This is a genomic window from Yoonia sp. 208BN28-4, assembly GCF_037543925.1.
Classification (GTDB): domain Bacteria; phylum Pseudomonadota; class Alphaproteobacteria; order Rhodobacterales; family Rhodobacteraceae; genus Yoonia.
Window position 1 is genome coordinate 706,049 of the sequence record NZ_JBBIFY010000001.1, and the last position, 15,216, is coordinate 721,264.

Consider the following 15,216-nt stretch of genomic DNA (forward strand, 5'->3'; position numbering starts at 1 on the left):
CCGGCAGCGAGATCAGGTGTCGTCATCTTCGTGTCCGTTACTTCACTGCGCCCAGCGTCAGGCCAGCGATAAAGTGTTTCTGCATCAAAAAGAACATCGCCACGGGTGGAAGTGCGGCGACAATGCTGCCCGCGCTCATCAGGTGATAAGCGGCGCGATACTGGCTGTTAAACTCGGTGATACCGGCTGTCACGGGTTGCGCCGACGGACCTTGCGTCAGCACCACGGCCCAGAAGTAGTCGTTCCAGATGAAGGTAAAGATCAGCACCGACAGGGCCGCCAGTGCGGGCTTCATCAGTGGCAGAACCACATACCAGAAGATGCGGATTTCCGAGATGCCTTCAACGCGCGCCGCCTCGATCAACGGGAAGGGCAGGGCGCGGATAAAGTTGCGCATGAAAAGCGTGCAAAATCCGGTCTGGAAGGCGACGTGGAACAGCACAAGGCCATAGACCGTGTCATACATCCCCATGCTGATCGTCAGGTCACGCACCGGCACCATCAAAATCTGGAACGGCACAAAGTTGCCCGCGATGAACATGAAAAAGATCAGCAAGTTGCCTTTGAAGCGGTAAATACCAAGCGCAAATCCGGCCATGGCAGACAGCGCCACCGCGCCGATCACCGTGGGGATCGTGATCATGAGCGAGTTCAGCAAATAGCGCGGCATATTGCTTTCAAAGAAAACCTTGCCGTAGTTGTTGAACATCTCAAAGCTGCTGGGCAGACCCCAGTAGTTGCCATTGGTAAAGTCGCTGTCAGGCTTGATTGAGAACATCGCCACAGCGATGAGCGGCAGCAGCCAGATAATCAGAACAACCGGCAGGATAACCTGATAGCCGATTTGCCATTGGCGGGACGATTTTTCGATAGGTGTCGGAAACATATCAGTGCGCCCCTTTTTCGTCTTGGTACATCGACCACAGGAAGTAGACGATAAAGCCCAGCATGATGAAGAACAGTACCACGGCAATCGCCGCGCCGTAGCCCATGCGGAAGCCGAATTCGGACAGCGATTCCTCGAACATGTAGAACGACAGCACGCGGGTTGATCCGAACGGTCCGCCGTTGGTCATCACGCTAATGAGGTCGAACGAGCGCAACGCGCCGATGATTGTGACGACGAAAGCGATGAACGTTGCAGGCTTAAGCTGCGGCAGGATCACATACCACAGCATGCGCCAGCCCTTAGCACCATCAAGGCGCGCGGCCTCAACCTGCTCGGGGTCCACGGCGTTCAGGCCGGTGAGGTAGAGGATCATGCAATAGGCTGTCTGCGGCCAAAGGCCTGCGGCGATAATGCCGTAGGTCGCCAGCGTGGGATCACCAAGGATATTCACAGGACCCGCGCCAAAGACGGCGAGAATGGCGTTCAGCAGACCTTCGCGTGGCAGGTAGAACCAGCTGAACACAAGGCCGACAACAACCTGTGAGATCACGAAGGGAAAGAAGAACAGCGACTTGTAAAGCCGGATGCCGCGCACGGTCTGGTTCAGGAACAGCGAGATGAACAGCCCCAGCGGGATCGCCAGCAAGTATAGCACCAGCCATTTCAGGTTGTTCCAGAATGACGTGTTGAACTTGCGATCGTCAAACAACAGGCGTTCGTAGTTGTCTGTGCCAACCCAAGTGGCCTCGCCCAGACCGTCCCATTCGTGAAACGAAATCCAGAACGACTGGCCGATCGGAATGATGACGTAGACCGCAAAGAACAGGATCGCGGGGGCAAGGAACAGCCACGGGGTGATCGCAATTTCGTTGCGCTTGTACCAGCCGCGTTTCTGATCGTCTGGCGGCAGCGCGGTTGCGGGTGCAGTCGTCATGGGTGTCCCCTTCCCCTGATGTGGTTCAGCACATGCGAAAATCGCGCGCGACTTGCGGATGGGCTGGCGGAAAAAAGGGGCGGACCACGACGGTCCGCCCCAAGATCGTGCTTACTCGTAGATGCGCTGGCGTGCGTCTTCGAGGCGCTCGAGGATGTCGTCCAGATTGTCCGGGAACACCATGAACTCTTGCAGGCCTTCCATGCCCACGCTCGCCATTTCAGCGGGGAAGTCACGGTCAAAGAACTGCGCAACACCGCCAGAGGCGTTTGTGCTCAGCATCTCGAAGCCCTGCTCGAGGAACTCGTCTGCATCAACGCTGGAGTTTGCGTTCACAGGCAGCTGACCCAGCGCGTCGCCGGAGTTGATCTGCGTCTGAACGTCAGCCGATGTCACAAACTGAAGGAACGCGCGTGCGTTGTCCTTGTTTTCCGCACCCGACGGGATGTGGAATGTGTCTGTTGGCGCGTCTTCACCCATTGGGTAATCGCCAATCATCGGGAACTGGTAGAAGTCGATCTGCTCGTCTGTCAGACCTGCGTCACGCATAGGTGCCACAGCAAAGTTACCGATCAGGTAGGCTGTTGCTTCGCCGTCTGTCATGAAGTTCAGGGCTTCCTGCCAGCTGTAAGACTGGTGATCAGGGATGTAGGCGCCCATGTCGATCAGCTTGCGCCAGTTGGCGAAAGTCTCACGTACGCGGTCATCGGTCCACTCAACTTCGCCACGTGCAAGCTGCATGTGGAAGTCGAAACCGTTGGTGCGCATGTTCATGTAGTCGAACCAGCCGCCAGCTGTCCAAAGGAACTTGGTGCCGATGGCGTAGCAGGAGCGACCGCTCTCGATGATCTTCTCGCAGTTTGCGATTTCCTGCTCGAATGTCTCTGGCTCTTCAAGACCCAGTTCGTTGAAGATGTCTTCGCGGTAGTAGATGCCCCACTGGTAGTAAGTATAGGGAACGCCCCACTGCTTACCATCAAGTGTCATCGCACCTTTCACGCTGTCCAGACCCGGCAGATCGCCGTTCTCGTACATGTCCGAGATGTCCTCGAACAGGCCGGCCTCAACGTATGGGCCCATACGGTTTGCAGCATACCAGTTGATCACGTCAGGCGCGTCGGCAGTCAGCGCGTTGCGGATCTGTGTCTTCCACGCTTCCCGGTCAACGATGGTCAGCTCGATGTTCAGATCGGGGTGCATTTCACCGAAATCTGCAACGAGGCCTTCCATGACAGCCCGTGGTGCAGGGTTTGACATGTCAGATGTGATTTTCAGATCGCCGGACAGCGCGTGGCCGTCAGCAGAAGCGGATGTTGCTACAATAGCAGCCGCCGCCAACGCCGCGAACGACGTTTTGAGAATGGAATGCATGGTATCCTCCCTAGTGCTTCCATAGTGATCCAAGCCGCAAACTCAGAAACCGCAGTGGTTTCATTATTTGAAACTTGGTTTTGGATATTGATACTAAACCGCGAACCCGCTAGCCTTGTCAACAGTCCAGCGCGGCAGCCGGTGAGGAGAAATCGCTGTTTGCGCTAACGGACCCGAGGAGGACACGATGGCGCGTGTGACCGGTGACGGCACAGTCGGAAAGGCACTTGAAGTGCTCGATCAGGTTGCGGCTTTTGGCCGACCTGTGCGCTTTGGCGAAATCCTTGCCGGGTCCGACTTTCCCAAGCCCACGCTGTATCGTTTTGTCCAGACACTGACCAATCAGGGCATGCTGGCCTACGACCCTGACCGGCAGACCTACGCGCCCGGCGTGCGGCTTGTGCGTTTGGCCCATGCCGCGTGGTCGGTGTCATCGCTGGCCCCCATCGCACGCCCACATATTGATGCGTTGAGCGCCAAGGTGGGAGAAACAGTGCATCTGGCCCAGATGGATAACGGGCAGGTTCTTTATATCGACAAACGCAATGCCCAGCAGCCGCTTGAGATGTATAGCCAAGCCGGAAAGGTCGGCCCCGCCTATTGCACCGGTGTTGGCAAGGCGATGCTGGCGTTCATGGATCCGGTACTGCGTGACGAGTTGATTGCGCAGCAATCCTTCCACGTCTTTACCGACAAGACGTTGGCAAACGAACGCGAACTGCGGGCTGAACTGGTGGATATCCGCGCCAACGGCTACGGCTTTGACCGCGAGGAACACGAGCCGGGTATCATCTGCGTTGCCATGCCGATTCTGTCGGCCACACGGCGGGTGCTTGGGGCGATTTCCGTCACGAGTTCGACCAGACGCACAAAGCTCGCCAGCCTTGAGGGCTATGTCCCGCTGCTGGAAGAGACCGTCGACAAGATTTCACAGGACGCCCAAAACTGGAGCTTTCCTGACTATTCCAACCAACACACAACCACGGGGATCTGACACATGGCAGGTGTTACACTGAACAAGGTGATCAAGCGCTACGGCGACGTGCAGGTCATCCACGGGATCGACCTTGAAATTGCGGACGGCGAATTCTGCGTCTTTGTCGGCCCGTCAGGCTGCGGCAAGTCCACGCTCTTGCGCATGGTCGCGGGACTTGAGGAAACGACCGAAGGGTCGATGCATATCGGTGACCGTGACGTGACCCGCATGGACCCCAGCCAGCGCGGCGTGGCGATGGTGTTCCAGACCTACGCGCTTTATCCGCATATGACGGTCAAGGATAACATGGGCTTTGGCCTGAAGATGAACAAACACCCCAAGGCCGAGATTGAGGCCAAGGTGGCCGAGGCGACCCGCATCCTGAAGCTGGAAGACTACCTTGATCGCAAGCCCGCCGCCCTGTCCGGTGGCCAGCGCCAGCGCGTGTCCATTGGTCGTGCGATTGTGCGCGGACCGGATGTGTTCCTGTTTGACGAACCTTTGTCGAACCTTGATGCGGAACTGCGCGTGGAGATGCGGGTCGAGATCGCGCGCCTGCACAAGGAAATCGGCGCGACCATGATCTATGTGACGCACGATCAGGTCGAGGCGATGACGCTGGCCGACAAGATCGTGGTGCTGCGCAAAGGCGTGATCGAACAGGTCGGCGCGCCAATGGATCTCTATCGTGACCCCGATAATCGTTTCGTCGCGGGCTTTATCGGATCACCGGCGATGAACTTCATGTCCGGCAAGGTCGGCACGGGCGAAGTGGCTATTCCAAATCTGGGCCAGACAATTCCGACCCCGATCGCGCCAGCCTATAAAGGGCATGACGTCATCGCGGGTGTCCGGCCCGAGCATCTTTCGATTGACCCCGCAGGCGATGCCCTGACCGTTGATCTGGTCGAAAGCCTTGGCGGTGTGTCCTTTGCCTATCTCTCGGGGGCGACAGGCGAAAAGCTGGTCGTGGAAGAGCGTGGCGACGAGCGTGTCAGCGAAGGTCAGACGGTCAGTGTGACGTTTGATCCGTCACGCCTTTATCTGTTCGATGCCAAGACCGAGCAGCGTATCCGGACCTGAACAAAAAAAGGGCGGGGTATAACCCCGCCCTACGATTTACCGCTTGCCGTAATAGAGACCCACAACATGTTCGGCCTGCGCAAAGAACAACCAGCGCAGCGCCAACACGCCAGCGATGTGGGATAGCACTGCCAATGCGGCAAACCAGTGGCTGAACGGCAGCATCAGAAATATCACCGGTAGCACAAATCCAAACGCCATCGCGAGGATACGCAACTGTTTCGCGTGCTTACGGCCAACCTCGTGCACAAATTCGCGCAGCAGATAGTTCGTGCCGGTGTGCGGTGGTTCAAAAGCGCGGACCTTGCCGATAAAGCCAAGGCCCGTTGCGGTTTCCATGTCGGTACCGGAGTCGGCCAGCCGCGCATCACCCGTGATCCAGGCAAACGCCTGAATGCCACCCGCAATGAGAAGCAAGATAACGGCCACCGCGACTTGTCCGGCCAGCAACGCGCCGCCACCCAATGATAGCGACAGAAACAGCGCGGGCGTGGTCCAGTGCTTCCAGCGCGGGATAGTTTTCATCTGCGCATAGATCATGGATGTGGTGAAGACGGTGCCAATCGCACCCAGTGCACCAAGCCAGCCCAGCGGGGCCCATTGGCTGCCCAAGAACACCAGCCCTGCACCGTAAAGCGCCATGACCAGCAGCGTTGCGACCGCGCAGATCGCCTCGCGCGACAGCCAGCTGGACCGCCATTGCGTGAACGCCTTGAGGAATCGCTCTGGGTGACCAAGGTGGAAGGTGGATGCGAGCAGGCCCCCAACGGCAAAGATATAGGCCATTGCGAACCAGATAAACGCTGACCAGCCTGTCGGGACGATGACGCCGAGGCCCAGCCAGAACAGCAGACCAAAGCCTAGGCCGGAGAACGTGGTGAAGATGATAACTGACGGTGCAGGATGCATTATTTTGCTCCTCCGGGCATGGCGCTGAGCGCACGGTCAAGCCAGCCGACAAACCCTTTGGCGTCTTTCGCGATGGGCTCCAGATATGGTGACAGAACGTCAAATTCTGGCATCTCGTCTTTGGGACGCGGGGGCAGGTATTTGTTCACGGGCTTGGTGCCTTGCTCCGGCATCAGGTCCATGCCGCCGCGTTCGGCGGACAGGATGCTGACGCTGCTTTCAGGATCGGCAAAGTCGCCAAAGTGCCGCGCACCGGCAGGGCAGGTGCGGACGCAGGCGGGCTGGCGGTCTTCTTCGGGCAGGTTTTCGTTGTAGATACGGTCGACGCAAAGCGTACATTTCTTCATCACGCCTTCCTCGGCATCCATCTCGCGTGCACCATACGGGCAGGCCCATGCGCAGAGGCCGCACCCGATGCAGTCCTGTTCGTTGACCAGAACAATCCCGTCCTCGACCCGTTTGTAGCTGGCCCCTGTGGGGCAAACGGTGACGCAAGGCGCGTCCTCGCAATGCAGGCAGGATTTAGGGAAGTGGATCAGTTGTGCGGCAGGTTGTGTGCCGTCCTTGAGGTTGGGAGGCTGCACTTCGTAGCTGTGAACGCGGTTGAGGAATGTGCCGGTCGGCTTGGCGCCGTAGGGGTCCTGATCGGACAGCGGCGCGCCGTAATTTTCGGTGTTCCAGCCTTTGCACGAAATCACGCAGGCGTGGCAGCCGACGCAGGTATCAAGGTCGATCAGAAGACCAAGCTTCTTGTCGGTGGATTGCGGTAAGGTCGTCATTTTTGACCTCCTGACAGGTTGAGAGTGCGGGATGCCTGCGGCGCGAGTATTTTTAGCAAAATGATACGCATGGTTACTTTCCCACCTTCCACGCCAGTTTATCGGGGCCTTTGCCGACAGGGGATTTGATTGGCGGCATGGCGGGCTGTGCCTCGTTCGGGACGGCGGATTTTTCAATCTTTACGCGCAGATCGAACCAAGCGGCTTGGCCCGTCACAGGGTCCGAATTCGCCCAACGGAGGCCGTCGCCTTTTGGTGGGAGCAGTTCGTGGATCAGGTGGTTGAGCAGGAAGCCCTTCGTGGCTTCGGGTGCGTCTTCGTCCAACGCCCACGCGCCTTTGCGTTTGCCGATCGCGTTCCATGTCCAGACGGTGTTGGGGTTGAGCGATGCCTGATGGGCGACAGGGACGACGATCTCGCCATGCGCAGATGACACCTTGGCCCAATCGCCTTCTTCAAAGCCGTTCGCCTCCCAGATTTTGGTCGGGATGTAGAGCGGGTTATGTCCGTGGATTTGCCGCAGCCACGCGTTTTGCGTGCCCCACGAGTGATACATGGCCATCGGGCGCTGGGTGAGCGCGTGGACGGGGTATTCCTCGGGGCTGACGTGCGCGTCCTCGAAGGGCGCGTACCATGTGGGCAGCGGGTCCATCGTTTCCTTGATGCGTGCGCGCAGGTGCTCTGGCGGCTGGCGGGTGCCGACACCTTCGGCGGCCAGCTGGAACTTGCGCAGCGGCTCGACGTAGAGCTGGAAGATGTAGGGCTGCACCGCGTCGTAAAACCCCATCTTCACGGCCCAGTCCTGATAGGCGGTGTTGAAGGGTTTGTAGTAGGCGCAGTCCTCCGGCACGTGCTCGATCCAGAAGCCGCCGTTGGCGATGTAGTTGTCGATCTGGCTTTCGTTCACTTCGCCACGGCCCCCTTGCAGGCCGTCATCTCCCAGACGGAAACCGGCAAGCGGGCCGACACCGGGGCGGCGGATGTGGTTGGTGATGTAATCGGCGTAGTCCTGATATTTCTGGCTGCCATCGTCGTTGACAAAACCGGCCATGCCGAGACGCGCGCCAAGGTCGCAGAGCACTGACTGGAAGCCGCGCACGTCGCGGTCGGGTTCCACCACAGGCCAGCGGATTGCGTCGGCCACAGCGTCGGCCTCGCAGATCGGGCGGTCGAGCAGCGAGATACAGTCGTGGCGTTCCAGATAGGTCGTATCGGGTAGGATCAGGTCGGCGTAGGCCACCATTTCGGATGAATAGGCATCCGAGTAGATGATGTTTGGGATGACGTAAGAGCCGTCCTCATTCGTGTCCGTCAGCATCTTGATGACGCCGCCGGTGTTCATCGACGAGTTCCACGACATGTTGGCCATATACATGAACAGCGTGTCGATTTTATACGGCGTGCCCGCGTGCGCGTTCGAGATGACCATGTGCATCAGGCCATGCGCGGACATGGGGTTTTCCCATGAGTAGGCCTTGTCGATACGCTTGGGCTGGTCGTTTTCGTCGAGCAGCAGGTCCTCGGGCCCGTGGACATAGCCAAGGTGCGGCCCGTCGAGAGGGGCGCCGGGTGTGACCTTGCCATGCGGCTTGGGGTGGGCTGTCGCGGGCTTTGGGTAGGGCGGTTTGAAGCGCATACCGCCGGGGGTTTCCACGGTGCCCAGCACGATTTGCAGGACGTGCAGCGCGCGGCAGGTCTGGAAGCCGTTGGAGTGCGCTGAAATCCCGCGCATGGCGTGGAACGATACGGGACGACCGACCATCTTGTCGTGTTTCTTGCCGCGGAAATCGGTCCACTGGCGGTCCAGCGTGATTTCTTCGTCGAAGGCCACGCGGGCCAACTCTGCCGCCATTTTGCGGATCTGCGCGGCTGGGATGCCCGTGCGCTCTTCCACGGCTTCAGGTGCGTAGTCGTCCGACAGATACTTCTCGGCCATGTGGTGGAAGACGGGGCGGTGCGTGACGCCCTTGTCGCGCAACGTACCAGCAAGGTCTGGTTCAACGCCCTGACCGTTCCACGGGGCCAGCTTGCCAGTGTTACGGTCCATGACCTGCGGCTGACCATTATCGTCGCGCAGGGCGAGGCCGAACTGGTCGGATTTAGGGTCTTCGTTCAGCAAGACAGAGGCGTTTGTGAAGCGCGCTAGATAGTCCAGATCAATGCGGCCCGCTTTCATCAGACAGTGGATCAGCGACAGGACATAGAGGCCATCGGTGCCGGGCGTGATGCCGACCCATTCGTCTGCCACGGCGTTGTAGCCCGTGCGGATCGGGTTCACGCTCACGATTTTCGCGCCCTTCGCCTTCGCGCGGCCAATTCCCATCTTGATCGGGTTACTGTCGTGATCTTCGGCCACGCCAAAGATCATGACCATCTTGGTGAGGTCCCAGTCGGGCTGGCCGAATTCCCAGAACGCGCCGCCCATCGTGTAGATGCCAGCGGCTGCCATGTTGACCGAACAGAACCCGCCGTGGGCCGCAAAGTTCGGCGTGCCGTAGGCCTGTGCCCAGAAGCCGGTGAAGGATTGCGACTGATCGCGGCCTGTGAAGAACGCCAGCTTCTCGGGTGCTTCCTCGCGAATCGGTTTCAGCAGGCCTGTCGCCATATCAAGCGCCTCGTCCCACGAGATTTCCTCGAACTCGCCCGATCCGCGCGGGCCGACCCGCTTGAGCGGCGCACGCAAACGCGAGGGCGCGTTGTGCTGCATGATGCCAGCCGACCCTTTGGCACATAGCACCCCTTGGTTCACCGGATGGTCGCGGTTGCCTTCGATATAGGCGACCTTGCCCTCCTTCATGTGCACGTTGATGCCGCAGCGGCAGGCGCACATGTAGCATGTCGTCTTGCGGATTTCGTCCGATACCTTGGGCGACAGGTTCAGGTCGGGTTGGTCTTTGGGCATCGGGATGGACCTTTCAGGCAAGAGACGTGCGGACCAGACCAATCGCGGAGAGCGAGATCAGAAGGGCCAGACAAAAGGGACGATAGTAGGGTTCGTATTTGGGCGTAAAGAGCCGCTGACCGGCAAACACACCAATCATCGCAGGAATGGCGAGTGCTGCGCCACGCCAGACGGAGGTCATATCCATGACGCCGAACCACACGAGGTAGATCATCGACGTCAGCGACGAGATAAACAGGAACAGCACCAATGCGGCGCGCATTTTGCGGGCGGGGGCGTCCTGGCTGAGCACATAGAGTGCGACGACCATCCCACCGACAGAGGCGAGGCCCGTGGCAATGCCAGCGGTCAGGCCCGACAGGTAGAGGCCCGGTCTGGTCGCCAGAAACGCCAGCCGGATCTTGGCAAGCTGCGTCGCGGCCAGCGCGATGATGATGACCAGCGCAATGAGTTTGGATGTTTCGACGGGCAGGGATTGCGTGAGCATCAGGCCAAGCGGCACGCCCGCGGTTGATCCGATCACGAGGCCAAGCACCACGCCGCGGTCCGCCTCTTTCCAGCCGCCGCGCGCCATGAGGACGGACGCGGACATCTCTAGCCACCAGCAGATCGGGATCAGCTCTATGGGGGGCAACAAGTAAACTGCCGAAGCCATAACTAAGGCGGAGAGCGCAAAGCCAGAGAACCCGCGCACAAGCCCTGCGCCGAACGCGATGGCGCTCAGGATCGCAAAATCCCCGGCACTCACGTCGATGGCTTGAAGCAGGCTGTCCACGCTAATCGGCCTCCATCACGGACAGCGCGTCGCGGGCGATGGCTTTTTCCTCATCGGCGGCGATCACATGCACCTCGGGCGCGCCGAAACACGCCAGATGCGCCATGATACGGTCGCGGATTTCGCTCGCGTTTTCGCCAATGCCGCCGGTAAAGGCCACGGCGTCCACGCCGCCCATCGCCACGATGGCAGAGCCAGCATGCCGCGCGGCCCAGTAGCAGAAATGCTCCACCGCGAAGGCGGCCTGCGGGTCATCGCGATCTAGAAGGTTCTTCATGTTGTTGTCGCCAGCCAGCGCCTTGAGGCCGGAGTTTTTGTTCAGCATCCGGTCCGCTTCGTCTTCGCCCAACGCTGCAGAGATGCGCAGCACCGCCGCCCCGTCGATATCGCCCGACCGCGTGCCCATGGTCAGCCCTGATAGCGGCGAGTATCCCATGGAGGTCGCGATGGATTTGCCGTCTTTGATTGCACAAAGCGATGCGCCATTGCCTAGATGCAATGCCAGCAGACGGTGGGGCAGACGGGTGCCGAATTCAGCGACCATGTTGGCGTAGGACAGTCCGTGAAAACCGTAGCGGCGGATTCCTGCGTCATGCTCTGTCTGCGGGATCGCATAGCGGGTGGCGACATCGGGGTTGGAGGCGTGAAACGCGGTCCCGAAGGAACAGTATTGCGGCAGGTCGGGAGCCAGCTCTTGCAATGCAAGGATCGCAGCGAGGTTGTTGGGGTTGTGCAAGGGCGCAAGCGGGATACAGGCCTCAATCGCGCTGATCACGGCGGGCGTGACGCGGGCAGGCTGTGTCAGGATCGTGCCACCGTGCACCACGCGGTGCGCTGCTGCGGTGAGGGTCGTCAGCGAAATGCTCTGGCTTTCCAGAGCAGTGAGCATTGCGCGCAAAGCATCTGCATGGGTGGCGGTTGCCAGTCGTTCCCGACTGTCGCCCAACCGCACTTCACCATCTGTGCCGCCAATCTCTGTCACAGCGCCGGACACCACCGATTGCAGGTCGGGTGTAAATACCTCGACCTTCAGCGAAGATGATCCGGCGTTCAAAACAAGGATCATTTTGGCAATCCACAGCGGATCGCGGCCAGTGCAGCAGACGCCATGCGCGCCGCGGCAGGGTCAGCGCGGGAAGTCAGTAGGATCGGCACTTTCGCCCCTGTCACCAGCCCCGCCGCACAGCCACCGGCCACGTAAACCAGCGCCTTGAACAGCCCGTTGCCCGACACGATATCCGGCACGATGATCGCATCGGCTTGCCCCGCGACGGGATCATCGGTCAGCTTTTTAGTCTTTACCGCATCCATCGACAGGATCAGGTCCAGTGCCAACGGGCCGGACACATCCGCGCCTGTCACATTGGCCTTGGCCCAATCCGCCAGTTCGCGCGCCTCCATCGAGGATGGCACGGCGGGGATGGGTGTCTCGGTCGCGGACAGGATCGCTACCTTCGGGTGGTCATTGCCCAGCCGGTGCAGCAGGTCCACGACCTCAGAAATCGCAACTTGCCTTGTCTCAAGGTTCGGGGCGACGTTCACGGCGGCATCAGAGATCAGGATCGGTTTGCCGCCATCGGGGTGGCTGATGTGAAAGATATGCACAAACCGCTTGCCCGTGCGCAGACCTGCATCGCGCGATACAGCGGATTTCATAAAGACGTCTGTGTGTAGCTGCCCTTTCATCAGGACGTCAGCCTCACCATCGCCACACAGCTTCGCGGCTAGTTGGCCTGCCTCTTCCTCGCCCGTTGTATCGTGGAGCGCATAGCCAGAGATGTCCCAGTCCAGCTTTGCAGCCTCTGCACGGATCACGTCAGCCTCTCCCACAAACACAGGGATCATGATGCCTGCCTTTGTCGCGTCCTCTGCCGCTTCCATGGGCAGTGGGGCTGCGGCGCGGGCAATCGCCACGCGGGGCGGCGCAAAGGACTGTGCCAGATCAATCAGGTTCTGCGGGCAGACGGCCTCGCGGGATGAAACGAAGGGGGATGTCATAGCGACCTCATAAAAATGCGCGGATCAGGCCCAGTAACGATAGGGCCAAGAGCAGCATGACCGCAAAGCGACGGAATGTCGTGGGGGAGGCGGATAAAAATTGTCGCCCGCCGAGCCAGACGCCCAAAGCGATCAGCGGAAAGGCGTAAGCGGCAGCGATAGCGGTGTCCCACGTCACCAATCCGCCGTGCCACATCAGCGGCAGTGTGATCACGTCCAGCCCGAAGAGATAGACAATCATCGTGGCGCGAAAGACCGGTGCGGCGATGGGCTGCGCGGTCAGAAACGCAGCAACCGGCAAGCCGCCGATGCCCGCGGCGTTCAGCAAGCCCGACAAACCACCCACGCCGATGAACCCCGGCAGTGGGATGCGTCGCGTGATCGTCCAGCCGGTCAGCAGAATCAGCGACATGATAAACACGATGGCTGACACGATGGCGCGGACGGATGCCTCGCCCACGGTCAGGATGAAAGACACCGCAAAAGGCAGCACGATAGCGGCCCCCAGCAGCAGCGCGCCCACACGCTTCCAATCCACGTGTCCCACAATGCCGCGCGCCTGCAACAGCGTCATGATGATCTCGCAGGCAAAGACCACGGGGATCAGCGGTAGTGGATTGGTGATCAGGGCGGCGAAGGCGATGAAGATCGCCGAAAATCCGAAACCCGAATACCCCCGCACGTAAGCCGCCCCCAGCAAAGCAATGCTGAGGGCGGCTGTGTGTGTCAGGCTCAGGTCGAATGGCAACGCCTACTCGGCGGCCATATCGGTGGCAGAGACACCGGCCACGCGCACTGGCTTCTTCATGGCGTCGCGGCGGAACGGCTCGCCCAGTTCCTGGTTCAGGATGACCTCGATCAGGGTGGTTTCGTTGTTCTCCATCTGATCCTTGATCGCCTGGTTCAGCATCTCGGTCAGTTCGTCCATCGTCTTGGCCTGAACACCCTTGAGGCCACAGGCCTGTGCGATACCGGCGTAGGACACTTTCATGTCCAGCTCGGTGCCGACGAAGTTGTCGTCGAACCACAGGGTGGAGTTCCGCTTTTCAGCACCCCACTGGTAGTTGCGGAACACGATCTGCGTGACGGCAGGCCATTCATCGCGGCCAATCGCGGTCAGCTCGTTCACGGCGATACCAAACGCACCGTCACCGGCAAAGCCGATCACAGGCACGTCGGGCTGGCCGATCTTGGCGCCCACGATGGATGGCAGGCCATAACCGCAGGGGCCGAACAGACCCGGTGCCAGATACTTGCGGCCTTCAGGGAAGGACGGATAAGCGTTACCGATGGCGCAGTTGTTGCCAATGTCGGACGAGATGATCGCGTTATCGGGCATTGCTGCCTGAATGGCGCGCCATGCCTGACGCGGTGACATCCAGTCGGGGCGTGCTTCGCGGGCGCGTTCGTTCCATGTTGTGCCCGGATCGTCGTCCTCGTGATCCATCGACGTCAGTTCCTGCGCCCAAGCCGACTTCGTCTTGGCGATCAGGTTCTTGCGATCATCACGGCCTGCGTCACCTGCATCATCGGACAGGTTGGCAAGAATACCTTTGGCAGCTTTTGCCGCGTCAGCCACGATGCCCACGGTGACTTTCTTGGTCAGGCCGATGCGATCAGGGTTGATATCAACCTGAATTATCTTTGCATCTGTCGGCCAGTAATCAATGCCGTAGCCCGGCAGGGTCGAAAACGGATTAAGGCGCGTGCCAAGCGCCAGCACGACGTCGGCTTTGTTGATCAGCTCCATACCGGCCTTGCTGCCGTTATAGCCCAGAGGGCCAGCAAACAGGGGGTGGTTGCCGGGGAATGCGTCGTTGTGCTGGTAGCCCACGCAAACGGGCGCATCCAGCTTCTCGGCCAGCATCTTGGAGGCCTCAATGCCGCCTTCTGCCAGAACAACACCGGCACCGTTCAGAATGACGGGGAACTTAGCGTTCGACAGCAGTTCAGCGGCTTTCTCGATCGCTGTTTCACCACCGGAGGGACGCTCAAAGTCCACGATCATTGGCAGTTCGATATCAACAACCTGCGTCCAGAAATCGCGTGGGATGTTGATCTGTGCGGGGGCTGATGCACGCTTGGCCTGCATGATGACGCGGTTCAGCGTTTCGGCCACGCGGGATGGGTCACGCACTTCTTCCTGATACGCCACGCAATCGGCGAACAGGTTCATCTGTTCCATTTCCTGAAAACCACCTTGACCAATTGTCTTGTTGGCGGCCTGCGGTGTGACCAGCAGACAAGGTGTGTGGTTCCAGTAGGCGGTTTTCACCGCCGTTACAAAGTTGGTAATGCCGGGGCCGTTCTGGGCGATCATCATCGACATCTCACCGGTGGCGCGGGTGTAGCCGTCTGCCATCATACCGGCAGAGCCTTCGTGGGCGCAGTCCCAGAACGTGATGCCAGCAGTGGGGAAAATGTCAGAGATCGGCATCATGGCCGAACCGATGATCCCGAACGCGTGCTTGATGCCGTGCATTTGCAGCGTTTTGACGAAGGCTTCTTCTGTAGTCATTTTCATGGATGTTTTCCCCCTTAGGAATACGGTTTGGCGTGAGCGAAAGCCCCCGATTATACTGGCGCGACATTATTGTCGG

General features: G+C 59.7%; 13 protein-coding genes. 2 read left to right on the forward strand and 11 right to left on the reverse strand.

Going from position 1 to position 15,216, the window contains the following annotated elements; translation table 11 throughout:
* Nucleotides 1–37 precede the first annotated feature (37 nt).
* The 3 genes from V8J84_RS03570 to V8J84_RS03580 all read right to left on the reverse strand — a co-directional run bounded on the left by V8J84_RS03570 (nucleotide 38) and on the right by V8J84_RS03580 (nucleotide 3,194).
* On the reverse strand, nucleotides 38–886 hold the full coding sequence (locus V8J84_RS03570; RefSeq protein ID WP_339928226.1) for a carbohydrate ABC transporter permease: 849 nt from the start codon (nucleotides 884–886) through the stop codon (nucleotides 38–40).
* Nucleotide 887: 1 nt separating this feature from the next.
* Nucleotides 888–1,823 (reverse strand): carbohydrate ABC transporter permease, encoded by a 936-nt coding sequence (locus V8J84_RS03575; protein ID WP_339928227.1) that lies wholly within the window; start codon nucleotides 1,821–1,823, stop codon nucleotides 888–890.
* A 111-nt stretch (nucleotides 1,824–1,934) separates the two neighbouring features.
* Nucleotides 1,935–3,194: an ABC transporter substrate-binding protein gene (locus V8J84_RS03580; RefSeq protein ID WP_339928228.1), complete on the reverse strand. Its 1,260-nt coding sequence runs from the start codon at nucleotides 3,192–3,194 to the stop codon at nucleotides 1,935–1,937.
* Nucleotides 3,195–3,390: 196 nt separating this feature from the next.
* On the opposite strand from V8J84_RS03580, the gene V8J84_RS03585 reads away from it, so the two are divergent.
* Both V8J84_RS03585 and V8J84_RS03590 read left to right on the forward strand, forming a co-directional pair.
* Entirely contained in the window at nucleotides 3,391–4,188 is a 798-nt protein-coding gene (locus V8J84_RS03585; RefSeq protein WP_339929075.1) for an IclR family transcriptional regulator, read from the forward strand.
* Between the two features lie 3 nt (nucleotides 4,189–4,191).
* Complete coding sequence (locus V8J84_RS03590) at nucleotides 4,192–5,253, forward strand: ABC transporter ATP-binding protein (protein WP_339928229.1); 1,062 nt, start codon at nucleotides 4,192–4,194, stop codon at nucleotides 5,251–5,253.
* A gap of 36 nt (nucleotides 5,254–5,289) precedes the next feature.
* On the opposite strand, the gene V8J84_RS03595 is transcribed toward V8J84_RS03590, so the two are convergent.
* From V8J84_RS03595 to xsc, 8 genes are all read right to left on the reverse strand, one after another.
* Nucleotides 5,290–6,162, reverse strand: a complete 873-nt coding sequence (locus V8J84_RS03595) for a dimethyl sulfoxide reductase anchor subunit family protein (protein ID WP_339928230.1) — start codon at nucleotides 6,160–6,162, stop codon at nucleotides 5,290–5,292.
* On the reverse strand, nucleotides 6,162–6,941 hold the full coding sequence (locus V8J84_RS03600) for a 4Fe-4S dicluster domain-containing protein (protein ID WP_339928231.1): 780 nt from the start codon (nucleotides 6,939–6,941) through the stop codon (nucleotides 6,162–6,164). The genes V8J84_RS03595 and V8J84_RS03600 overlap by 1 nt, the downstream gene beginning before the upstream one ends.
* 73 nt (nucleotides 6,942–7,014) lie before the next feature.
* Complete coding sequence (locus V8J84_RS03605) at nucleotides 7,015–9,843, reverse strand: molybdopterin oxidoreductase family protein (protein WP_339928232.1); 2,829 nt, start codon at nucleotides 9,841–9,843, stop codon at nucleotides 7,015–7,017.
* Nucleotides 9,844–9,856: 13 nt separating this feature from the next.
* On the reverse strand, nucleotides 9,857–10,618 hold the full coding sequence (locus V8J84_RS03610) for a sulfite exporter TauE/SafE family protein (RefSeq protein WP_339928233.1): 762 nt from the start codon (nucleotides 10,616–10,618) through the stop codon (nucleotides 9,857–9,859).
* Nucleotide 10,619: 1 nt separating this feature from the next.
* Nucleotides 10,620–11,684 carry an acetate/propionate family kinase gene (locus tag V8J84_RS03615; protein ID WP_339928234.1) on the reverse strand — a complete coding sequence of 355 codons (1,065 nt, stop codon included), beginning with the start codon at nucleotides 11,682–11,684 and terminating at the stop codon, nucleotides 10,620–10,622.
* Entirely contained in the window at nucleotides 11,681–12,616 is a 936-nt protein-coding gene (locus V8J84_RS03620) for a phosphate acyltransferase (protein WP_339928235.1), read from the reverse strand. The genes V8J84_RS03615 and V8J84_RS03620 overlap by 4 nt, the downstream gene beginning before the upstream one ends.
* Before the next feature lie 7 nt (nucleotides 12,617–12,623).
* Entirely contained in the window at nucleotides 12,624–13,364 is a 741-nt protein-coding gene (locus V8J84_RS03625) for a sulfite exporter TauE/SafE family protein (protein WP_339928236.1), read from the reverse strand.
* A gap of 3 nt (nucleotides 13,365–13,367) precedes the next feature.
* Complete coding sequence (xsc, locus tag V8J84_RS03630; RefSeq protein WP_339928237.1) at nucleotides 13,368–15,140, reverse strand: sulfoacetaldehyde acetyltransferase; 1,773 nt, start codon at nucleotides 15,138–15,140, stop codon at nucleotides 13,368–13,370.
* Nucleotides 15,141–15,216 lie beyond the last annotated feature (76 nt).